Annotated in this window: 18 protein-coding genes and 1 pseudogene; 9 read left to right on the forward strand and 10 right to left on the reverse strand. The window is 66.2% G+C overall.

The features are described from left to right. Positions 1 to 67 precede the first annotated feature (67 nt). Positions 68 to 745 carry a response regulator transcription factor gene (locus ABIC35_RS12865; protein WP_121072374.1) on the forward strand — a complete coding sequence of 226 codons (678 nt, stop codon included), beginning with the start codon at positions 68 to 70 and terminating at the stop codon, positions 743 to 745. A gap of 35 nt (positions 746 to 780) precedes the next feature. Next, entirely contained in the window at positions 781 to 2,148 is a 1,368-nt protein-coding gene (locus tag ABIC35_RS12870; protein WP_121072376.1) for an ATP-binding protein, read from the forward strand. On the opposite strand, the gene ABIC35_RS12875 is transcribed toward ABIC35_RS12870, so the two are convergent. From ABIC35_RS12875 to ABIC35_RS12895, 5 genes are read right to left on the reverse strand one after another with little or no spacing between them, the layout of a single operon-like run. Beyond that, complete coding sequence (locus tag ABIC35_RS12875; RefSeq protein WP_354278473.1) at positions 2,132 to 4,528, reverse strand: TonB-dependent receptor domain-containing protein; 2,397 nt, start codon at positions 4,526 to 4,528, stop codon at positions 2,132 to 2,134. The genes ABIC35_RS12870 and ABIC35_RS12875 overlap by 17 nt on opposite strands. After that, on the reverse strand, positions 4,479 to 5,426 hold the full coding sequence (locus ABIC35_RS12880) for a FecR family protein (protein ID WP_121072378.1): 948 nt from the start codon (positions 5,424 to 5,426) through the stop codon (positions 4,479 to 4,481). The genes ABIC35_RS12875 and ABIC35_RS12880 overlap by 50 nt, the downstream gene beginning before the upstream one ends. Then, a complete protein-coding gene (locus ABIC35_RS12885) occupies positions 5,416 to 5,973 on the reverse strand; it encodes an RNA polymerase sigma factor (protein ID WP_121072380.1) in 558 nt (185 codons plus the stop codon). The genes ABIC35_RS12880 and ABIC35_RS12885 overlap by 11 nt, the downstream gene beginning before the upstream one ends. A gap of 24 nt (positions 5,974 to 5,997) precedes the next feature. After that, positions 5,998 to 6,801: a ChbG/HpnK family deacetylase gene (locus tag ABIC35_RS12890; RefSeq protein WP_121072382.1), complete on the reverse strand. Its 804-nt coding sequence runs from the start codon at positions 6,799 to 6,801 to the stop codon at positions 5,998 to 6,000. Then, positions 6,776 to 7,639 (reverse strand): glycosyltransferase family 2 protein, encoded by an 864-nt coding sequence (locus ABIC35_RS12895; protein ID WP_121078976.1) that lies wholly within the window; start codon positions 7,637 to 7,639, stop codon positions 6,776 to 6,778. Before ABIC35_RS12895 ends, ABIC35_RS12890 begins: the two co-directional genes overlap by 26 nt. A gap of 323 nt (positions 7,640 to 7,962) precedes the next feature. Here ABIC35_RS12895 and ABIC35_RS12900 point away from each other — a divergent pair, with 323 nt between their 5' ends. The 5 genes from ABIC35_RS12900 (at position 7,963) to ABIC35_RS12920 (ending at position 13,125) form a co-directional block, all read left to right on the forward strand. After that, positions 7,963 to 9,411 carry a hypothetical protein gene (locus ABIC35_RS12900; RefSeq protein WP_354278474.1) on the forward strand — a complete coding sequence of 483 codons (1,449 nt, stop codon included), beginning with the start codon at positions 7,963 to 7,965 and terminating at the stop codon, positions 9,409 to 9,411. 61 nt (positions 9,412 to 9,472) lie between these two features. Further along, entirely contained in the window at positions 9,473 to 10,297 is an 825-nt protein-coding gene (locus tag ABIC35_RS12905) for a glutaminyl-peptide cyclotransferase (protein WP_121072384.1), read from the forward strand. Between the two features lie 70 nt (positions 10,298 to 10,367). Beyond that, the gene (locus tag ABIC35_RS12910; protein ID WP_121072386.1) at positions 10,368 to 11,786 is read left to right on the forward strand and encodes an amino acid permease; all 1,419 of its coding nucleotides are present in this window, start codon (positions 10,368 to 10,370) and stop codon (positions 11,784 to 11,786) included. Further along, entirely contained in the window at positions 11,783 to 12,649 is an 867-nt protein-coding gene (locus ABIC35_RS12915; RefSeq protein WP_121072388.1) for an S-methyl-5'-thioadenosine phosphorylase, read from the forward strand. Before ABIC35_RS12910 ends, ABIC35_RS12915 begins: the two co-directional genes overlap by 4 nt. Further along, positions 12,649 to 13,125, forward strand: coding sequence for an FKBP-type peptidyl-prolyl cis-trans isomerase (locus ABIC35_RS12920; RefSeq protein ID WP_121072390.1), 477 nt, complete (start codon positions 12,649 to 12,651; stop codon positions 13,123 to 13,125). The genes ABIC35_RS12915 and ABIC35_RS12920 overlap by 1 nt, the downstream gene beginning before the upstream one ends. 39 nt (positions 13,126 to 13,164) lie before the next feature. Here ABIC35_RS12920 and ABIC35_RS12925 read toward each other — a convergent pair whose 3' ends face one another. The 5 genes and pseudogenes from ABIC35_RS12925 to acnA form a co-directional block, all read right to left on the reverse strand. Continuing rightward, positions 13,165 to 14,355 (reverse strand): NF038122 family metalloprotease, encoded by a 1,191-nt coding sequence (locus tag ABIC35_RS12925; RefSeq protein ID WP_121072392.1) that lies wholly within the window; start codon positions 14,353 to 14,355, stop codon positions 13,165 to 13,167. Positions 14,356 to 14,540: 185 nt separating this feature from the next. Then, entirely contained in the window at positions 14,541 to 14,759 is a 219-nt protein-coding gene (locus ABIC35_RS12930; RefSeq protein WP_354278497.1) for a PEPxxWA-CTERM sorting domain-containing protein, read from the reverse strand. Next, a pseudogene (locus ABIC35_RS12935) lies at positions 14,751 to 15,737 on the reverse strand (NF038122 family metalloprotease); the annotation flags it as partial. The pseudogene ABIC35_RS12935 and the gene ABIC35_RS12930, both read right to left, overlap by 9 nt. Before the next feature lie 319 nt (positions 15,738 to 16,056). Further along, entirely contained in the window at positions 16,057 to 17,241 is a 1,185-nt protein-coding gene (locus ABIC35_RS12940; RefSeq protein WP_354278475.1) for an NF038122 family metalloprotease, read from the reverse strand. A 270-nt stretch (positions 17,242 to 17,511) separates the two neighbouring features. Further along, positions 17,512 to 20,187 (reverse strand): aconitate hydratase AcnA, encoded by a 2,676-nt coding sequence (gene acnA, locus ABIC35_RS12945; protein WP_121072398.1) that lies wholly within the window; start codon positions 20,185 to 20,187, stop codon positions 17,512 to 17,514. A 280-nt stretch (positions 20,188 to 20,467) separates the two neighbouring features. Between acnA and ABIC35_RS12950 the strand changes: the two genes are divergently transcribed. Together ABIC35_RS12950 and ABIC35_RS12955 are read left to right on the forward strand one after the other, a co-directional pair. Next, a complete protein-coding gene (locus tag ABIC35_RS12950) occupies positions 20,468 to 20,740 on the forward strand; it encodes a MafI family immunity protein (RefSeq protein ID WP_121072400.1) in 273 nt (90 codons plus the stop codon). Between the two features lie 59 nt (positions 20,741 to 20,799). After that, a complete protein-coding gene (locus tag ABIC35_RS12955) occupies positions 20,800 to 21,192 on the forward strand; it encodes a hypothetical protein (protein WP_147425810.1) in 393 nt (130 codons plus the stop codon). Positions 21,193 to 21,233: the final 41 nt, after the last annotated feature.

Consider the following 21,233-nt stretch of genomic DNA (forward strand, 5'->3'; position numbering starts at 1 on the left):
TGCGGTCGATGCTGCAGCGCGCCATTATTGGACCCGACTGACAGGAAGCTTACGGGAAGATGAAATCGTGCGGGTGCTGATGATCGAGGACGACCAGCCGCTCGCGACTGCGCTGACCGAAGCGCTGAAACGCCGCGGCGTGCAAAGCGACGTTGCCGCCAATCTCGCCGATGGCCGCCAGATGCTGGCAGCCGCGCGCTATGCCGCGCTGCTGCTCGACCTGGGATTGCCCGATGGCGACGGGCTGGGGCTGATCCGCAGCCTGCGCGCGCAGAACGACCCGATTCCGGTGATCGCGGTATCCGCCCGCAGCGCGTTGGATGCGCGAATCGCGGGGCTGAATGCGGGGGCAGACGACTATGTCGCCAAGCCCTTCGACGTCGACGAACTGACCGCGCGCCTCCACGCGGTCCTTCGCCGGCAGGGAGCCTTGGCGGGCGCGGAACTACGCTTCGGCAATGTCCGCTTCGACACCGTCTCGGGCGACCTGACGGTGGGTGAGAACCCCGTCATCCTCACCGCCCGCGAGCGCCAGTTCGCCGCGCTGCTGCTGCGCCGCTTCGGCCAGGTGATCAGCAAGCAGTTCGCCGAGGATCAGCTGTACGGCCTCACCGAACCCGTGGGCTCCAATGCGCTCGAAGTGCAGGCCTATCGGCTACGCCGTAAGCTGGAGGCCGCGGGCGCGACGCTCCGCATCGAGACGATCCGAGGCGTCGGCTACATGATGCGCGACATCGCCGCGTGATGGCCGCCGCCGCCGGCTTGCGATAGACCGGCGCGATGAAGTTCTGGCCGCGCTCGCTGATCGCCCGCATCCTGCTGCTCGAACTGGGCGCGATCGCGATCGCCGCGGTCGCGCTGCCGATGCTGCTCACCTCGTTCCTCCGCACCGAGGCGCACCGCTACGAACAGCGCATCCTCGCCGAACAGGCGCGGGCGATCGCCCATGGCATACGCGGCGGCGCGAACGGCCCCGTCGTCCCGCTCGATCCGGCGATGGTCCGCCTCTACGCCTCGCCCTATGACGGCCGCGCCTTCGTCGTCGTCGATGCTGGCGGCCGAACAATCGCCGAAAGCCCCTATGCCGATCTCGTGCCCTGGCGGAACGCGCCGCGGGCGGCCGAGCAGGTGCCGTTCCGCGCGGATGCCTTTGTGGGCGTCAGCCAGCCGGTGCGCGTGGGCGCTGCCCGCATCTGGGTGATCGTGACCCAGGATCGAACCGGCCCGGGCGCGATCCTCGACGACGTCATCCACGGCTTCATCCGGCGCTATGACCCGGTGCTGATCTCGATCCTGCTGCTGCTGCCGCTGATCAACAGCGCGCTGATTGCGAGGTTGTTCTTCGCGGTGCGCGACGCCTCGCACCAGGCGGCGGCGATCGGCCCGCACAATCTCGACGTGCGCATCGAGGAAGCGGGATTGCCGCTGGAGGTGGCGCCGCTCGCGCATGCCACCAACGACCTGCTCGAGCGACTGCAGGCGAGTTTCCGCAACCAATCCGAATTCGTCGCCAACGTCGCCCATGAACTGCGCACGCCGCTCACCGTGCATCGGGTGGAACTCGAAGGCGTGGAGGATAGGGTGCTCCGCGCCCGGCTGCGGGAGTCGGCCGACCGGCTCGGCCATGTCGTCGCACAATTGCAGGACCTCGCCACGCTGGAAGCGACGGCCGACGACAAGTTCGAGACGTTCGACGCACGTGACCTCGCGCAGGATACGATCGGCCTGCACGCGCCGCAGATCCTGGCGGCGGGCGACACGATCGCGCTCGACGCGCCGCCCGCGCCCGTACCGGTACGCGGCAACCCGGTGCTGGCGGGTCTCGCTCTCGCCAACTTGATCACCAACGCGAGCCGCCACACGCCGCCCGGTACCGCAATCGAGGTGCTGGTCGCGCCCGACGGCGTGCTGCGGGTCCGCGACGACGGGCCCGGCATCGCCGCTTCCGACCCGCAGGACGCCACCGAACGCTATTGGCGGGCGGACCATCAGCGCTCCGACGGCGCCGGGCTCGGCCTGTCGATCGTCCGCCGCATCATGGAGGTGCATCAGGGCCGATTGACGGTGCAGAGCCGGCCCGGCGAAGGGACTTGCGTGTCCCTGCGCTTCCCGCTCGCCCCCGAGGCGGAGGTCACCAGCCTGTCGTGATCCCGATCCGCAGGTTGCGCGGCCGCAGCGGGGTCAGCAGGTCGCGCAGGCTGAGACTGAACGGATTACCGAACGCGAACTGGTTGGCGCGACGATCGGTGAGGTTGTTGAGGGTGACGCTCAGCTCCGCCCTGCGAATGCGCAGTGCGGCAAAGGCATCGGCGGTCCAGTAGCGCCCCTGGCTCAGGTCGAGAAAGTCGCCCGTGCCAAGTACCGAGCGGCCGGTATAATCCGCCGATAGGCCGACCCGCGGCTGCCCCGGCGATACGTCCCACGCATAGGACAGTCCCGCATGCGCCGCGAAAGGCGGCGTCTCCGGCAAGCGCCGGTTGTTCCGCTTGGATAGGTCGGCGATCGGCCCTTCGACATGGTTGTTGGTGAACAGGAACGAAGCCTGCGCACGCAGGCCGCGTACCGGCACCCAGTCGAGATTGCCTTCCACCGTGACGATCTTCGCATTGCCGATATTGGCGGTATAGGGCTGGCCAAGCCGCGTGATCAGGTCGGCCTGGACATTCTCCCAACGGGCAGCGGAGACGCTGCCCGACGCGGCGAGCCCGGTCGCCCCCCGCCGCAGCTTGCGAATACCCGCCTCCCCGACCATGATCGCGTCGGACTTGTAATCGGCCACGCGCCCTACGCCCGGCGCGACGGCGAGACCGCCGGTGCGGTAGCCGGTCTGGAACCGCGCGAACAGCGCCAGGTCCGACGCCAGCCGCAGCGACGCTGCCACGGTAGGATCGAAACGCTGCGTCAACCGCCCTTTGACAAAGTTCGAGGGGCGCGCCTGCGCCGAGGGGTCGCCATCGGTGCGCGCGCTGGAATAGCGTCCGCCCACGGTTACCGACAGGCTGGGTGCGAGCGCGAATGTCGCCTCGCCGAACCCCGACACCGCATTGGTGACATTGGTGACGCCGACGATGCTCACGTCGCGCCCCGCCTGGGCAACGCTGCGGGTAAGCACGTCGCTATCGCTGACGACCGTGAAACCGGCGACCCAGCTATTGCCATTGGGCAGCGAGCGCGACAGCCGCGCCTCCTGGCTGAGCAACTGCTTGTCGTGATTGGCGCGATAGATCGTCCGCGGGCTCAGCACGGCACCGCGCGCGCTCCGCGCGGTCGCATCGAAGATCTCGCGCGTGTCAAAGCCTGCAATTCCGCTCGCCGAGACGAAGCGAAGGCCGCTGTCCCAATCCTTGCTTATCACCAGCCGCCCGAACAACAGGCGGTTGTCGAAAGGCTGCGCGAGCAGCGTGCGCCGCGCCAGCGCTCCCTCGACCCGCTCGGCATATTGCCCGTCGGCGGCGTCGATCCACTGCCCGGCCCCGCTCGCCTCCACCTGCCAGCCTTCTCCTGGCGCGACGCGGAGCGCCACCCGTGCGCCGCTGGTATTGGCGCGGTTGACGTCGCGAACCTTGCGATCCTGATCGCGCAGATAGCCCCCGTCACGAATATGGTAGGCCACCAGCCGCACCCCAGCCTTTTCCTCCAGCAGCGGCAGGTTGAGCATGCCGGCGAGATCATAGCCCGGCTCCGCACCGCCGGTCGCGGTGACGCCAGCGGTGGCGGCGGTGGCGACATCGTGCAGGTTCACCGCGTTTGACGTCAGCCGGATCACCCCACCGATCGCACCGGAGCCGTACAGCGTACCCTGTGGCCCTTCGAGCACCTCGACGCTGGCCATGTCGTACAGCCGCAGCCCCGGCTCGGGACCCGAATAGTTGAGCTGGACATCGTCGAGATAGACGCTGGTCGGCGCCTGGGTGCTGCCGTTGAAGCTGCTGTCGGCGATGCCGCGGATGAACACCTTGTTGCGACCCGCGCCCAGCTGCGTGCTCTGCAGGATCGGCACCTGATGCGCGGCATCGCTCAGCGTGCCGGCGGCGACGCCCGGCAGCGCCGACGGATCGGCGACCTGGGTCAGGCTGCCCGGATAGCGCAGAAGCGTGATCCGCTGCTTGCTGGCGGTTACGACGATATCGGGGTCCGGGGCCGGCGGCGGTGGCAGCGGCGCGGCGGGCGGCCGTGCAGGCGGCACCGCTCGCGCTAGTGGCAGCGCACCCCGTTCGATCCGATAGCCGCCTCCGGCAAGGCGTCGCGCGCGATAGCCCGTATTCTTCAGCAGGTGGTGAAGCGCCGCCTCCAGCCCGCGCGCGCCGCGGATCGCCGGCGTCCGGATCGAGCGGAGGCCCGGATCGATGCTGACGATATCGGTGCCGGTCTCGCGGGCCAGCTGGCCGATGGCGACGTCGAGCGTTGTGGCGGGCAGGCTGATCGGTCCGCGCTGGGCAAGCGCCGGCGTGGCAGGCAGCGCCAGGGCGAACGCGAGACTAAGGGGCGCTAGGCCCCTGCTCCGCCAATATCCACTGCCCCCCGTCACGACGCCACGTCGCCCCGATCAATTCGGCAAGGCGCGGCACATCGCGATCGGCGACGCCCGAAAATTGAACGACACCGGTGAACGGCCTTTCCGACAGCGTGCCCCGCAGGGCGATATCGGTGCCGTAAAGCCGTTTCAGCGACCCTGCAACCTCGTGCAAGGGTTGGCCGGCAAAGCTCAGACGTCCGCTGCGCCAGCCGCCCACCAAGGCAGGTGCGACGCGGGTGCGCGCCACGTCGCCACCATCGTCGCGCGCCGACACGGCATCGCCGGCGCGCAAGGTCACCGCCGCGCCGCCAGGCTGGAATGCCACCGATCCTTCGGACACGGCGACGCTCATCCGGCCGTCGAGGTGGGTCACGTTGAACACAGTGCCGAGATCCTGCACCGCGACGCCGCCAACCGTGAGCGTGAATGCTGCCCGAGAATCGTGGCGGACATGGAACAGCGCCTCGCCGTGATCGAGCGTTGCCACACGCGAATCGGCATGGTCGAGCGTCAACTGGGTGCCGCCGCTCAACTCGATCTGCGTGCCGTCACCGAGTGCTACCGTCCGGCGCTCGCCGTCGCGGGTGGCGACCTGATAGGTTTGCGCGCGCGGCTGGATCGTCGGCACTATCGCAAGCGCGACGGCCGCCGCCGCCGCGGCACCGCCCGTCCACCAGAGCCAGCGGCGCGGCGCGGGCAGATTGTCGTTTTCCGCAATGGGGGCGGGTTCGGGGAAGCGCGCCTCCGCGATCAGCCGGTCTGTCGCGGCGACGCGATCATAGGCCTCCGCATGCAGCGGACTTTCCTCCAGCCAGGCGACGAACGCCGCCCACACGGCCTCGTCCGCCTCGGCCAGCTTCAGCTGCCAGGCAATCGCCGTTTGGATTGCGTCTTCCGTCTCAACCTGCACGGTCGGAACCCCTTTCACTATCGAGACGACGCACGCCGGGCGAACCCGCACCACCGGAATCAAGCCGCTCCTGAATTTTCTTGTAGGCGCGCTGCAGCAGTTTCTCGACGCCGCTGACCGTAATACCCAGTTGCTCGGCGATCGCACGCTGCGGACGCTGCTCGAGCCGGAACAGGCGAAGAGCGGTTGCCATCCGCTCGGGCATCTCGGCGATCGTCTCCTCCACCGCATGCCATTCGCTGCGCGCGACCAGCGTACGTTCGGCGTCGGGCACTTCCTCCGCGGCCGGCTGTGTCTCCATCCAGTTGGCATCGCGGCTGCCGCGGCGGCCGGCGGCGATGCGCCGATCGGTGGCGAGGTTGGCAGCGACGCGGAAGAGGAATGCCGCGGGTTGGGCAATCGGCTGCTCGGCCAGTTGGTCGATCCGCAGCCACATGTCTTGCAGCGCGTCCTCGGCATCGTCGCGATTGCCCAGGCGCGCGGTAAGCAAGCGCAGCAGCATCGGCCGCTGCGCCAGGAACACCGCCTTCAGCCCGTCTTCGCCCACGCCCGTCCGATCCCCCGGCGAGGGTCAGGCAGGAAACGCCAGTCCCTCCGCACCAGCCATGTCGGCGATCGGCAGCCGGTGCAAGGCCTTGGCTTCGACAATGCGTGCCGCGGCGATACTGTCGCCGGCGCGCTCGCCTGCACCCGGATGGCACATCACGAGGTGCATCGGCCCCGGTCGCCGGAGGAACCGCGGGAACAGCGCCGCATAATCGCCGCGGAAGTCATAATGGCCGGAGAAGCCGTGATTGGTGCGAAGCCCCAGCGCTGCAGCAGCCTTGCGCAGGCCCCGGCTGTGCCAGGCGCTGCCAATGGCCTTGCCGGAGAAGGGGCGCCGCAGGATCGCCAGGGGGCTGTCGGTGCAGTCGCGGACCCAAGCGCCCGGCGCACGCGCGACGGTCTCTGCCAGCACAAGGTCCCGAATCCCGGGCAGCGCATGGGCGTGCTGGTGCCCGTCGACGAAGTCGGGCGACCGCCGCATTGCCGCGAAGAAAGCGTCGAACTGCGCCGAAACCTCCATCGCCACTTCGTCGAGCGGCACTGCCCACCGCCCCGCCATGCGGGAGAGCGGGTCGATCGCCGGCATCCGCCCGCCGGGCGCGAAGCGCGGCATCGCAGTGCGCGGCGCCTCCTCCGTGAGGGTCAAGTGCAGTCCGATTTCGACATGCGCCGGCAAGTCCACCAGCAGCCGCGCATCCTCCGCCCAGCCGGGCATCACCGCCATGCAGCTGATCGCGTTGATCTTGCCGGCCTGGGCGAGGGTGACGATCGCAGCGCTGATCGCCGGCGAATAGGCGAAATCGTCAGAGCAGAGAATGAGACGGGACAAGCACCGGTCCTTCGAGATGCTGATACTGGCGCTCGCGGATGCGATTGCTCAGCAGGCGGCGGCGCTGCAGCCGGCGCGCGAGAAATTTGTAGAAGAACCAGTCGCCAGCGATCGGCGCCGCCGCCGAGTAGAGCAGCCGTTCGAACAGCGTCCAGCGGATCGAATCGCGGTCGCGCTCGCGGGGGCTTGGCGTGCACCACAGCTCCGTCGAATAGCCCATGCGGCCTTGGCGCATGACGCGGTGAATCACCTCGTGATCCTCCAGCACGAAATTCCAGCGCGCCGCATCGAAGCCGCCGGCCGCGCGCAGGCTGCGCGTGCAGAAGGCCTGGCCCGCACCGCCGGCATGGCATTGCCGCGGCAGCAGCCGCGCGGCGGCAAGAAACCGCGCCGCCTCGGTCACCCGTGCCGGATCGCTGATCTCGGGGGCGATGAAATAGGCGCCGGCAACGACATGGCCGGGCCGCGACAGGATCGCCTCCGCCGCCGCGAGATAGTGCGGCGGGTAGACAGTATCGGCATCGCAGGTCGCTACCCAGCGGGTGCGCACCCAGGCGAGCCCGGCGCGCAACGCGGCGACCTTGCCGGGGGTGCGTTCGGTGATCAGCAGATAATCGAGCTTATAGGCCCGGCAGAATGCTTCGGCGACCTCGGCGCTGCCGTCGGTCGAGCCATTGTCCACCAGCACCAGCGTGAACGGGGCAGTCTGCCGGGCAAGGCTCTCGATTGTTGCCGGAAGATAGTCGCGCTCGTTGAAGAACGGGATCAGCACGGTCCATTGCAGGTCCGGACCCTGCGGCTGGCGGTCGAACGGGTCCTTCGAAAGATCCAGAAACATCGCTGCGAGCATCCCATCGGTTCGAATGGGCGCAGGGGACCGCCCGCAGAACCAGAGCGGCGGCCAAGTGCTTGCCGCCGGCTGGCTCCTGGCTCGGCCAGTTCCTCCCCACCCGATCGAAAGACGACGCCTGCGCGACCGATCCACACTGCTCCGGCGATAAAAATTTCGGACCGGTTAAGCCTGGTCGCTGCGACGATATGGCCACGCGATCCCGCACTGGTGGCCGCAGAAATTTCGCGCATGACGAGAGCGCCCGCGCCGATTAGTTGGTCTGCCCCGTGGAGCATTGGACCCCCGTTCGCATCGCCCGTCGAGCACGCGTGTGGCATCATATCGTGCTGGCAGTGCTGCTGTTTGCAGCAATGGCGATCGCGTTGCGGCTACACGATTTCGGCAACCCGGTGATCCATGTTGACGAGCAATATTATCTGCTGGTCGGCGATCGGATGCTGCACGGCGCCCTGCCCTATGTCGATTTCTGGGACCGCAAGCCGCTGGGGCTGTTCCTGCTGTTCGCCGGCATGCGACTGCTGCCGGGCGACGGCATCCTCGCCTATCAGCTGACCGCAACGGCCTTCGCAGCGTTGACCGCCGGGCTGATCGCACTCTCGGCGCGGCAGTTGGGCGCGCGGAGACTGGGCGCGGCGGCGGCGGGCTGCGCCTATCTGCTGTGGCTCGGCTATCTCAGCGGGCGCGGCGGCCAGTCGCCGGTCTTCTACAACCTGTTCATGGCGGCGGCGGGCTGGCTGACGCTGCGGCTGCCCGCCCTTGCCGAGGCACGCGACCGGCGGAGGATCGTGCTGCAGGGCGCCGCCGCCTGCCTGCTCGCAGGACTGGCGATACAGACCAAATATACGCCGGTGGTGGAAGGCGCATTCTTCGGGCTGGCGCACCTCTGGTACCTGCACCGCGCCGGAGCGAGGCCGCCGCTGCTGCTCGGCGCGGGGACGCTGTGGGCGCTGCTCGGGCTGGCACCCACGCTGGGCGCGGTCGCCTGGTATTACACCCAGGGGCCCGCGGCGTTCTCGAGCTTCTGGTTCTCCAACTTCGCATCCGTGGCACTGCGGCGCAGCTATCCCGCGGCCAAGATCGTCGATCGGCTCGCCGGCACCACCGCGCAACTCTCGCCGTTCCTCGTCTGTGCGGCACTCAGCTGGCGGTGGCAGCTTGCAGCACATCGCGCCGTGCTGCGGGTCGCCTTCGGCTGGCTGGGTGCGGCGCTGATCGGCTTCGCGATGATCGGCGCCTTCTTCGACCATTACGCCCTGCCGCTGCTGGTGCCCTTCGCCATCGTCGCTGCCCCTGCGCTCGGGCGCTCCCAGGTGGCGCTGGGAGCGAGCGCTCTCGCCGCCGCGATCCTGTTGGTCGTCCACTGGCAGATCGAGCCTGACGACCGCGCCACCGCCCGCGCCGCGGCACGGATCGTCGCCGCGCATGCCGACCAGGGCTGCCCCTATGTCTTCGCCGGCGATTCGGTGCTGTACCTGCTCGGCCATGCCTGCGTGCCGACCGCCTATGCCTTCCCCTCCACCCTCGCCTACGAAGCCGAACAGGGCGCGACCGGGATCGACGAGGCTGCCGAGGTCCGCCGCATCATGGCGCAGCGCCCCCCGGTAGTGGTGACGATGGATTCGCCGCTTTCGCCGTGGAACCGGCAGAGCATCGCGGTGATGGCGCCGCTGCTCGTCCGCGACTATCGCCTCGCCCTGCGTGGCGCCCGCGAGGAGAGCCATCTGCTCGTCTATGTGCGCCGCGATCTGGCGCGCTAGGGGTTTACACGGAGCCCCGGCTTCGGCTTGGGTGGGCGCACGTAGAAGCGAAGAGGTTCCGATGAAGCGCATCCTGTTGGTGGTTTTGGCAGCGATCGTGCTGGTCGGAGGCGCTGCCTTCGCCTTCACCCGGATCAAGCCAAGCGGCATTCCCGTGGTCCGCGCCGTCGCCGTCGCGACGCTGCCGCACGACACCGGATCGTTCACCGAAGGTCTCTTCTTCGATCACGGGGCGATGTACGAAAGCACCGGCCAGGTCGGCGAGTCCGTGATCCGCAAGGTCGATCCTGCCACCGGCAAGGTCGAGCAGGAAACCTCGCTGCCCGCCCCCTATTTCGGCGAGGGCATCGTCGCCTGGGGCGACAAGCTGTTCCAGCTGACCTGGCAGGACAAGACCGGCTTCATCTACGGCCTCGACAAGTTCGAGCCGCGCGGCACCTTCTCCTATACCGGCGAGGGCTGGAGCCTGACGCGCAACGACAAGGGCATCATCATGAGCGACGGCACGCCGGTGCTTCGCTTCCTCGATCCGAACTCGATGCAGGTCACCTCGACGCTGCGGGTGACCGCTAATGGCTGCCCGGTCGCCAATCTCAACGAGCTCGAATGGGTCGACGGGCAGATCTATGCGAACATCTGGCAGACCAACCTGATCGCCAAGATCGATCCCACGAGCGGCAAGGTCACCGGCTTCCTGGACGTGAGCGACCTGGGCCCGAAAGACCGCGGCACCGACAATGTCGCGAACGGCATCGCCTATGATGCTTCGACCAAGCGGCTGTTCATCACCGGGAAACGCTGGCCGCAGCTCTACCAGGTGAAGGAAGGCGACACGGTCGCCAAGTCGTCCGAGGCGGCGAAGCTGACCAGCTGCAGCCAGCAGTAAGCGCGCCACGGGCTTGCCCCCTCCCCCCGCCCCGCTATCACCGGCGGGCCAAGAACAAAGGGGAGGATCCATGGCCAGTCTGTTCCGTCTGAAACCCATCACCGCCGCGGAGGACCAGCCGCACGGGCATCGCCTAGCGCGCACGCTGAGCTGGTACCATCTGGTGGCGCTGGGGGTCGGCGCGATCGTCGGCACGGGCATTCTCACCCTGATCGGCGTCGGTGCGGACCGGGCGGGGCCCGCCGTGATCCTTTCCTTCGTGGTGGCGGGCGCGATATGCGCCTGCGCCGCGCTCGCCTATGCGGAGCTGGCGACGAGCATCCCCACCTCGGGCAGCGCCTATACCTACAGCTATGTGGCGCTGGGCGAGATCGTCGCCTGGGTGGTCGGCTGGAGCCTGCTCGCCGAATATACGCTGGTGGTGGCCACGGTCGCGGTCGGCTGGTCGGGCTATGCGACGCCGTTCCTGCTCGGCCTCGGCGTCCCGCCAGAACTCACCCATGGCCCGCAGATGGTCGCCGGGCAGGTAGCGCATTGGGGCGTCAACGTACCCGCGCTGTTCGTCGTCTGGCTGGTCGCCGGGCTGCTGATCCTCGGCACCCGCGAAAGCGCGACGCTCAACGCGATCCTGGTGGCGGTAAAGCTGGTCGCGCTCGCGGTATTCGTCGCGGTCGCGCTCCCCTATTTCGATGCCGCCAATTTCGATCCGTTCGCGCCGTTCGGCTTCGCCAAGCATGCCAGCGGCGGGGTGGAGCGCGGCATGATGGCCGCCGCCGCGATCATCTTCTTCGCCTTCTATGGCTTCGACGCCATCTCGACCGCTGCGGAAGAGGCCAAGAACCCCGGCCGCGACCTAGCGATCGGTATCGTCGGGTCGATGGTGGCGTGCGTCGCCATCTACATGATCGTGGCGCTCACTGCCGTGGGCGCGCTCCACTATACGCGCTTCGCTGACAGCCCCGAGCCGCTGGCGCTGATCCTGCGCGAGATCGGCCAGCCCGGCGTCGCCAAGTTCCTCGCGCTGAGCGCCATCGTCGCGCTGCCCACAGTGATCCTCGGCTTCCTGTTCGGCCAGAGCCGCATCTTCTTCGTGATGGCGCGCGACGGCCTGCTGCCGAAAAGCCTCGCCAAGGTCTCACGGCGTGGGTCGCCGGTGCGGATCACGCTGTTCACCGCGGCGATCGTCAGCATCTTCGCCGCCTTCCTCCCGATCGACGAGATCGCCGCGCTCGCCAATGCCGGCACGCTCACCGCCTTCGCCGCAGTCGGCCTGTGCTTGCTGGTGCTCCGCCGCCGCGCACCCGAGCTCGTTCGCCCGTTCCGCACCCCGGCCGCCTGGGTCGTTGGGCTCGGCGCGATTTTCGGTTGCCTCTACCTCTTCCTCAGCCTGCCGACCAAGACGCAGATTTGGTTCGGCTGCTGGAACCTCTTGGGTCTCGTCGTCTATTTCGCCTATGCCCGCCGCAACGCAGCAAAGGGTGACGCATGAGCGGTTGGACGATCGGAATCATCGGCGGTTCGGGCCTCTACGATGTCGAGGGCATCGAGGGCGGCGAATGGGTGGAGGTGGCGAGCCCCTGGGGCAAGCCCTCGGACGCCTGCTTCGTCGGCCATGTCGGGCATGTGAAGGTGGTGTTCCTGCCCCGCCACGGCCGCGGCCACCGCATCAGCCCCTCGGACCTCAACGTCCGCGCCAATATCGACGTGCTCAAGCGGCTGGGCGTGACCGACGTGCTCGCGGTGTCCTCGGTCGGCTCGCTGGCGGAGGAACGGGCACCCGGCACCTTCACCATCGCCGACCAGTTCATCGATCGTACCAAGGGCCGTCCGTCGAGCTTCTTCGGCGAAGGCATGGTCGCGCATGTCTCGATGGCCGATCCGGTCTGCCCGCGCCTCTCCGCGCTGGCAGCGGAGGCGGCGCAGGCGGCGGGTGCGACCACCCATGTCGGCGGCACCTATCTGGCGATGGAAGGCCCGCAATTCTCGACCCGCGCCGAGAGCAACCTGTATCGCAGCTGGGGCTGCGACATCATCGGCATGACCGCGATGCCCGAGGCCAAGCTCGCCCGCGAGGCGGAACTGCCCTATGCGCTGGTCGGCATGGTCACCGACTATGACTGCTGGCGCGAAGGCGAGGAAGCGGTCGACGTGGCGCAGGTGATCGCCCAGCTCTCGAACAATGCGGAGAAGGCCCGGAAGATGGTGATGCACCTGCTGCGCAACCTGCCCGAGGAGCGCACGCCCTCGCCGATCGACACGTGCCTCGACATGGCACTAATCACCGCCCCCTCGGCGCGCGATCCGCAGCTGCTGTCGAAGCTCGACGCCGTCGCCGGCCGGGTGTTCGGCTGATGGCGCGCGCGATGCTCGCAGCGGCGGCGCTGCTGTTCGCCCTGCCCGCCACGGCGCAGGAGGCCCCGGTCGATCGTTCGCAGGACCTGCGCTGGCAGAGCGCCCAGTCGCTGGCGCTGGCCAGCCGCAGCTCGGCGCAGGGCTGGCGCGTGCTCGAAGGCGGCCTGCGCTGGCGGCGGGTGAAAGGCGACGGCTCGGGCCAGCACCCGTCGGTCAGCGACATGGTGACGCTGCACTATGCCGGCACCTTCGTCGACGGCACCGAGTTCGACAGCTCGTACGGCGGCCCGCCCGCGCGCTTCCCGCTCGATCGCCTGATCCGCGCCTGGCAGATCGCCGTGCCGCTGATGGGGGTTGGCGACACGATCGAGATCGCGGTGCCCGCCGAGCTCGGCTATGGCTTCCAGGGCAAGGGGCCGATCCCCGGTGGCGCTACGTTGTTGTTCAAGATCGAGCTGCTCGGCATCGGCGGCTGAACGGCAAGGGGCTGCGAGACTCTGCGCCAGTCTCGCAGCTCAGCCGGTACAGACGGGCGCCCGCCGTCGCCGATAGCGTGCCGCCGCGCCTACCCAGCCGATCCCCGCGATCAGCATCGCCCAGGCTGCCGGTTCCGGCACCATCGCAAAGGAGCGGTGGGCGTTGAAGGCGTAATAGGCTTGGTAGATCTGCGCCGTGGAGACGGCATAGCCGGGGTTCGCCAGTACATTGACGTTGAGGTTCCAGCCGATCGCGTCGAACACCGCCAGATCGGCGGCAGTGACGACGTCGTTCACGCCATCGCACGAATAGGGGTTCATCATGCCGATGAAGCCGGTGCAGTTGCCGACGATCTTCCAATGCGAGGCCTCCCAGCCGTCGCCGTAATTTTCACCTGTCGAGAAATAGGCATTGCCGCCGAAGGCCGTGGCGCCCCCGTCGGTCGAAAAATAGGCAGGCGCGCCGAATCGCCAGTCGAGCTGGCCCGGTGCCGAATAGCGGAACAGGTCCATGCCATAAGCGACCGGAATGTTGTCGATATGATCGACCGGCCCCACCACATTGTCGAAGGTGTCGACGCCGCTGGTGAACCCCAGCGCATGGCCCATCTCATGGATCGCGGTGCCGATGAAATCATAGCTGCCGACGGTAATCCCGTCCGACGGATTGAAATCGAAAGCATAGTCGCTGGAAAAGATGATCTCCGCGTCGAGCCCGGTCACATTGTTCACCAGCGCCTTCAGATTGGCCCCGGTCAGCGCGACCGTGCTGCCGATGATGCTGCCGTTGGGTGCGATACGGCTGCCCGAAGTGGCGACCCCGTTCTTGTGGACCGGATCGTCATAGGCCGGGATCAGCACCGTCGGGGTGCCCGCGCTGCTCAGCGGCTGGAAATGGCTCGCCGCCTGTGCGTCGAGCGCGCTGTTACCGGTGAACACCAGCGCGTTCTGGTAGCTGGCGATGGTGATGCCGTCATAATAACGAAAGCCCGTCGTACCCAGATCGCCCGGATCGAGCGCCTGGAAACCCACATTGATGTGGATCGTCGCGTTGTTGGTGAGCACCGATTCCCAGTAATGCGCCGCGATCTTCAGCGCGACGTCAGCGGGAGACCCGGTGACCCCGCCCACATCGTGCAGCACGATGTGCGTCTGTGCCGCAGCCGGCGCCGCGAACGCGAGCAGCGCTGCCGCAGTGCAAGCCAGATGCCGTGCGTAATACGTGCCCATAGCCGTACTCCCGCCAGAGGCGAACGACCGGCGCGATGCGCCGCTTCGCAACCGCCCCGCTAGACCCGGGGGCCGCCCGCTGGGAAGCGTAGCTAGGTGCAAAACGGATGCGTTCGCTTCCGGGCGCCACGCAAAACGGCCTCACATCCGAAGATGCGAGGCCGTTTTGCTTTGGCTCGACAGGATCAGGCGAAACGGACCCGCTGGGTTTGATTGCGGTAGCGCATGGCAGCGCCGATTACGCCGAAGCCCAGCATCAGCATCACCCAGTTCGCAGGCTCCGGTACCGGAGCCGGCACGGCGCCGCCGGCAGCGGCCCAGGCCTGGACGACGTCCCTGGTCGTGAACTTGTAGCCGCCATTGGCGAGCACATTGACGTTCACGTTCCAGCCGATCGCATCCATCAGCGCGAGGTCGGCCGCGGTGATCACGTCGGTCTGCCCATCGCACGTATAGGAGTTCATCACGCCGACATAGGTGCCGCACGTGTTGTCCGCCTTCCAGTGCGAGGCCTGCCAGCCGTCGCCATAATATTCGCCGGTCGAGAAATAGTCCTTGCCCTGGAAGACCGTGGCGCCGCCGTCGATCGAAAAATAGGAGGGCTGGTTGAAGCTCCAGTTGAGCTGATCCGTGCCGCTGTACCGGACCATGTCGGCGGCATAGGCCCAGGTGTAATCATCCGCGCGGAATCGCGATTAGCCGGCGAAATAATCCAGCCGATCCACCCCGCTCACGAAACCCAGCGCATGGCCGATTTCGTGGATGGCAATACCGATGAAATCGGACTCGCCCGCCTTGATGCCGTTGACCGGGTTGAAGTCGAAGGCATAGTCGCTGGAGAACTGGATCGTCGCATCCACCGAGGACCCGCCCATGCCGAGCGCCTGCGCGTTGGCCGTGGTGAGGAACAGGTTGCTGCTGATCGCTTTCCCATCGGGAGCCGCGCGCGTGCCAGCGGTTGCCACACCGGTGAGATTGGTGGGGTTGCCGTAGCCGGGCACTAGTGCCGACACGCTACCTTGGCTGCTCAACGGCGAGAGGTGCGCGAGAACGCTTGCGTCGAGCGGGCTGGCGGCCTTCTTGATCAGCGCATCATAATAGCCGCTGATCGAGGAGGTGATCTGCTGGCTCGTGGTGCCGCCGAGAATGTTGGCGCCGAGATGATCGAAGCCGACGTTGAAGTGCAGCGTCACGTCGTTGGTGAGGACGCTTTCCCAATAGCTTGCCGCGATCTTGAAGCCGAGTTCTGCTGGCGAGCCTTTCACGCCGCCGACGTCGTTCAGCACGATCTTGGCGCGTGCTGCCGCCGGCTGCGTCGCAGTACATGCCAAGCCTATCGCCGCCGCTGTTGCCAGCAGCGCCTTCATCATCTTGATTTTCATCCGAACCCCCTAGTTCGCGAAATGGATCGAACTGATTCGCCGACGTTCGATCGTTAACCATTTTGGTGGAAGCAACACCCACAGGTCAAGAAAAACACCAAGGCACTATTGGAAAATGCATTATCTACCGCCCCACACCTCTATACGCGCGCTTGACTACTTACGTAAAAGTCTTTCTCATTCAGCAAATTTGCCCCGAACTGAAGAATATTTCGGTAGCCTGACGCATCTACCCCACGCGCATCGCAGACCCGCCGACCACAGCAAAACGGCCCCGCTTCCGAGGAAGCGAGGCCGCTGTACTTTCAACCGAACTGGATCAGGCGAAGCGGACTTGCCGCGAGCGGTTGCGATAGCGCATCGCGCCGCCGATCGCGCCGAAGCCGAGGATCAGCATCGTCCAGCTTTCCGGCTCCGGGACCGCACCACCGGCGGCGATCCAGGCCTGCGCGACGTCCCTGGTGCTGAACTTGTAGCCACCATTTGCCAGCACATCGACGTTCACGTTCCAGCCGATCGCGTCCATCAGGGCGAGATCCGCGGAGGTGATCGTGTCCATCTGCCCGCCGCAGGTGTACGGATTCATCACGCCGATATAGTTGCTGCAGGTGTTGTTGGCCTTCCAGTGCGAGGCCTGCCAACCGTCGCCGTTGTTCTCGCCGGTCGAGAAATAGTCCTTGCCTTGGAAGACGGTCTTGCCGCCGTCGATCGAGAAGTAGGAATCCTGGTTGAACGCCCAGTTGAGCTCGCCTTCGCCGCTGTAGCGGAAGAAGTCCGATGCATAGGCCCACCAGTAGTTGTCGGTCTTGAAGCCGGTGCCGGCTGAATAGTCGAAATCGTCCGCCCCGCTGAGGAAGCCCAACGCGTGGCCCATTTCGTGGATGGCCACGCCGATGAAATCGGCGGTGCCGGCCTTGATGCCGTCATTCGGGTTGAAGTCGAAGGCGAAGTCGCTCGAGAAGCGGATCACCGCGTCGACGTCCGCTGCCGCAGCGCCGAGCGCCTGCGCATTCGCGGTGCTGAGCGCCATGGTGTTGCTGATCGCCTTGCCGTCCGGCGTAAGGCGCGTGCCGCTGGTGGCGATGCCGTCGAGCGTCGCGGGCTTGGCATAGGCCGGCACAATCGCCGAGACGCTGCCGGTGCCGCTGAGTGGTGCGAGATGCGAGAGCACGCTCGCGTCGAGCGCCGAGGAGCCGTTGGCAGCAAGCGCGCCGTAATAGCTGCTCGTCGAGACGTTGGTGAGCAGGTTGCTGTTGGTTCCGCCGAGAATGTTGCCGCCGAGATGGGCGAAGCCGACGTCGAAGTGCAGCGTCACGTTGCTGGTGAGCACGCTCTCCCAATAGCTCGCGGCGATCTTGAAGCCGAGTTCAGCGGGCGAGCCCTTCACGCCGCCAATGTCGTTGAGCACGATCTTCGTCTGCGCCGAGGCAGGTGCCGCGGCAGTAATCGCCAGCCCGAATGCCGTGGCAGTCGCGAGCAGCGCCTTCATCTTCGTCGTCTTCATCCGAACCCCCATTTTGGTCGATGACTTCGATCGCACCGAATCCCGGTTTACCGATCGTTAACCAAAGTGATGGAGCCGACGGCATGGGGTCAAGCAGGAAATGTTACGATTTTTTGTTTTGATGAAACCTTGTGTCGCAAGATCATCACACATCTTCACATACGTGAATACTTCAGCAGCCATGACGATCACTGCCCGGCAGACCGCAAGCATAAAAAAAAACCGGCGCCCCCCTAAGGAGGACGCCGGTTTTTTGCTGTTAGCGACGGATCAGGCCGCGAGCTTGCGCAGCACGTAGTGCAGGATGCCGCCGTTGAGGAAATATTCCAGCTCGTTGACGGTGTCGATCCGGCAGCGGGTGAGGAAGGTCTCCGACGAGCCGTCGGCGCGGGTGAGCTTCACTTCCACGTCCTGGCGCGGGCGGAGGCCCGCGACGCCGGTGATGGTGAAGGTTTCCGAGCCGTCCAGCTTCAGCGTCTCGCGGGTCACGCCCTCGGCAAACTGCAGCGGCAGCACGCCCATGCCGACCAGGTTCGAGCGGTGGATACGCTCGAAGCTCTCGGTGATCACCGCGCGAACGCCGAGCAGGTTGGTGCCCTTCGCCGCCCAGTCGCGCGACGAGCCGGTGCCATATTCCTTGCCCGCGACGATGACGAGCGCGGTGCCGTCCGCCTTGTGGCGCATGGCGGCGTCGTAGATCGGCATCACTTCGCCGGCGTACTTGGTCATGCCGCCTTCGACGCCCGGCACCATCTCGTTCTTGATGCGGATGTTGGCGAAGGTGCCGCGGACCATGACTTCATCGTTGCCGCGGCGCGCGCCGTAGCTGTTGAAGTCCTTCTTGGCGACCTGGTGCTCCTGCAGGAACACGCCGGCAGGCGAGTCCGCCTTGATGCTGCCGGCGGGCGAGATGTGATCGGTGGTGATCGAATCGCCCAGGATCGCCAGCGGCTTGGCGTCGACGATGTCCTGCACCGGCGCCGGGGTCATCGACATGCCTTCGAAGTACGGCGGGTTGTGGATATAGGTCGACGAGGTCGGCCAGGCATAGGTGTCCGACACGGTCACCGAAATGCCCTGCCAGTGGCTGTCGCCCAGATAGACATTGCCGTAGCGCGAACGGAACATCTCGTCGTCGATGTTCGCGTTGATCAGGCCCTGGATCTCCTCGTTCGAGGGCCAGATGTCCCTCAGGAACACCGGCGCGCCGTCCGAACCGGTGCCGATCGGCGTCTCGTACATGTCCTCGGTCACCGTGCCCTTCAGCGCATAGGCGACGACGAGCGGCGGCGAGGCGAGGAAGTTGGCGCGGACGTCCGGCGAGACGCGGCCCTCGAAGTTGCGGTTGCCCGACAGAACCGAGGCGGCGACGATGTCGTTGCCGTTGATCGCCTGGCTGATCGGCTCGGCGAGCGGACCCGAGTTGCCGATGCAGGTGGTGCAGCCATAGCCGACCAGGTTGAAGCCGATCGCGTCGAGATCCTCGGTGAGGCCGGCCTTGTTGAGGTAATCGGTGACGACCTGCGAGCCCGGCGCGAGCGAGGTCTTCACCCACGGCTTGCGGGTCAGGCCCTTTTCGCGCGCCTTGCGGGCGACGAGGCCGGCGGCGATCAGCACCGACGGGTTCGAGGTGTTGGTGCAGCTGGTGATCGCGGCGATCACCACGTCGCCGTCGCCGATGTCATGGTCGCGACCCTCGACGCCGACGCGCGCGGGCTGCTCCTTCTTGTACACCTTGGTCAGGTCGCCGTTGAACACTTCGTCGACGCTGTCGAGGCTGACGCGGTCCTGCGGGCGCTTCGGGCCGGCGAGCGACGGACGCACCGTCGACATGTCGAGCTCGAGCGTGTCGGTGAAGATCGGCTCCACCGCATCCGCGCCGTGCCACATGCCCTGCGCCTTGGCGTAGGCCTCGACCAGCGCGACATTCTCTTCGCTGCGGCCGGTGAGGCGCATATAGTCGAGCGTCTTGTCGTCGATCGGGAAGAAGCCGCAGGTCGCGCCATATTCCGGCGCCATGTTGGCGATCGTCGCGCGATCGGCGAGCGTCATCGCGTGCAGGCCGGGGCCGTAGAACTCGACGAAACGGCCGACGACGCCCTTGGCGCGCAGCATCTGGGTGACGGTGAGCACCAGGTCGGTCGCGGTGATGCCCTCGGCCAGCTTGCCGGTGAGCTTGAAGCCGACCACTTCGGGGATCAGCATCGACACCGGCTGGCCGAGCATCGCGGCTTCCGCCTCGATGCCGCCCACGCCCCAGCCGAGCACGCCCAGGCCGTTGACCATGGTCGTGTGGCTGTCGGTGCCGACCAGTGTGTCCGGATAGGCGATCGTCGCGCCGTCCGGCGCCTGCGACGACCAGATCGACTGGGCGATATATTCCAGGTTCACCTGGTGGCAGATGCCGGTGCCCGGCGGGACCACCGAGAAGTTGTTGAGCGCCTTGGAGCCCCACTTGAGGAACTCGTAGCGCTCGGCATTGCGCTCGTACTCGAGCTTGACGTTGTCGTCGAACGCCTGGGGCGTGCCGAACTCGTCCACCATCACCGAGTGGTCGATCACGAGGTGCACCGGCACCAGCGGGTTGATCTTGGCCGCATCGCCGCCGAGCTTGGTGATCGCGTCGCGCATCGCGGCGAGATCGACCACGCAGGGCACGCCGGTGAAGTCCTGCATCAGCACGCGCGCGGGGCGATACTGGATTTCACGGCTGGGGGCCTTGGGGTTCTGCTGCCAGTCGACGATCGCCTGGGCGTCCTCCGGCGTTACGGTCACGCCGTCGTCGAAGCGGAGCATGTTCTCCAGCAGCACCTTCATCGAGAAGGGCAGGCGGCTGATGTCGCCGAGCTTCGCCGCCGCCTTGGGGAGCGAGTAGAAGCTGTAGGTCTTGCCGGAGACGGTGAGCGAGTCACGCGTGCCGAGCGTATCGTTGCCGATGGCGGTCATGAGGCGCGGGGTCCTTTCCCTAAATCTGGTCCGCCGGGCGCTCGGTGGACGCAGCCCATTATAGGCCGCGCGGGCGCACCGTCGGGGTGCTGCGAATGCGAAGATTCGCGAGGGGCCTTAGCGCGGTGCGGCGGGGAGGGAAAGGGGACGTTGGTAGGGGGATGGGTGGTGGTAGCGATAACCTTGTGCGGCGCCCACTCCCTGGGAGACCAAGGTACTGATCACTAAGGTTGGGAGCTTGACGCCTTGCATACTCAATCATGCGCTATGATGTGCAGCGATGAACGACATTGCACACCGAGTACGAACCCTTGGTTTGGGCTTCAACGACAGGATAGAATCCTGGCGCATTGACTTCGCGCTGGAGTACATAGACTTCGACGAGCTGCCGCTCGCCTTCGAGACGCTTTACACGTACATATATGAGCATGGCGGAACGATTACTTCCGCCGAGTATCGAGAATTGCACGAGCTTGCCCAGCTTTTGAACACCCCATTCAGTCCGCAGACGCGAAGCGCGCTCATTGCCATGACATGTGATGGCAATGGATAGCGATGCACCATGCATGATTCAGAATACACGATCTCGCAATGTCCAGTTAGAGTAAAACGATGGATAATCACCATAGTACAGTTATAGACAGCATATTTTTTGATGTTATAGATTACACCTACACGGATGACGTTAGAAATGTTGTGGTGCTTGCAAACGATAACGTCATCCACATTTACAGTGATTATGTTAGAAACTTCAATGGTTTGGATTTTTGGATCACCCCCTCAGAGGCTGTGCGGGAGTTATTCGGCGAATACCACCAATCTGTATACGGTAGGTTCTTTGGATTGTTATTGACGGCAATGCATAAGCACGCAAGTCCTACACCGATCCGGAACATCTGCCTGGGCGATGTTGCTCGTGCGTATGAGGGACTCAAGAGCCGAGACGGCGAGCTGGCGGATCAGATTGCATCCGGCACCTACTTCCTCAGCCGAGGCAGCTCGTAGGTCCAATCACCAACAGCAGCGGCTTCCACAAAGCTGGCGTT

This window comes from Sphingomonas trueperi (assembly GCF_040545965.1).
Lineage (GTDB): Bacteria > Pseudomonadota > Alphaproteobacteria > Sphingomonadales > Sphingomonadaceae > Sphingomonas > Sphingomonas trueperi_C.

Excerpts from the sequence above, each read along its gene's own strand:
- ABIC35_RS12870 (WP_121072376.1), top strand. The coding sequence starts at position 781 with ATGAAGTTCTGGCCGCGCTCGCTGATCGCCCGCATCCTGCTGCTCGAA.
- ABIC35_RS12895 (WP_121078976.1), bottom strand. The coding sequence starts at position 7,639 with ATGTTTCTGGATCTTTCGAAGGACCCGTTCGACCGCCAGCCGCAGGGT.
- ABIC35_RS12905 (WP_121072384.1), top strand. The coding sequence starts at position 9,473 with ATGAAGCGCATCCTGTTGGTGGTTTTGGCAGCGATCGTGCTGGTCGGA.
- ABIC35_RS12910 (WP_121072386.1), top strand. The coding sequence starts at position 10,368 with ATGGCCAGTCTGTTCCGTCTGAAACCCATCACCGCCGCGGAGGACCAG.
- ABIC35_RS12915 (WP_121072388.1), top strand. The coding sequence starts at position 11,783 with ATGAGCGGTTGGACGATCGGAATCATCGGCGGTTCGGGCCTCTACGAT.
- ABIC35_RS12920 (WP_121072390.1), top strand. The coding sequence starts at position 12,649 with ATGGCGCGCGCGATGCTCGCAGCGGCGGCGCTGCTGTTCGCCCTGCCC.
- ABIC35_RS12925 (WP_121072392.1), bottom strand. The coding sequence starts at position 14,355 with ATGGGCACGTATTACGCACGGCATCTGGCTTGCACTGCGGCAGCGCTG.
- ABIC35_RS12930 (WP_354278497.1), bottom strand. The coding sequence starts at position 14,759 with ATGGATGCGATCGGCTGGAACGTGAACGTCAATGTGCTCGCCAATGGC.
- ABIC35_RS12940 (WP_354278475.1), bottom strand. The coding sequence starts at position 17,241 with ATGAAGACGACGAAGATGAAGGCGCTGCTCGCGACTGCCACGGCATTC.
- acnA (WP_121072398.1), bottom strand. The coding sequence starts at position 20,187 with ATGACCGCCATCGGCAACGATACGCTCGGCACGCGTGACTCGCTCACC.
- ABIC35_RS12950 (WP_121072400.1), top strand. The coding sequence starts at position 20,468 with ATGAACGACATTGCACACCGAGTACGAACCCTTGGTTTGGGCTTCAAC.
- ABIC35_RS12955 (WP_147425810.1), top strand. The coding sequence starts at position 20,800 with ATGGATAATCACCATAGTACAGTTATAGACAGCATATTTTTTGATGTT.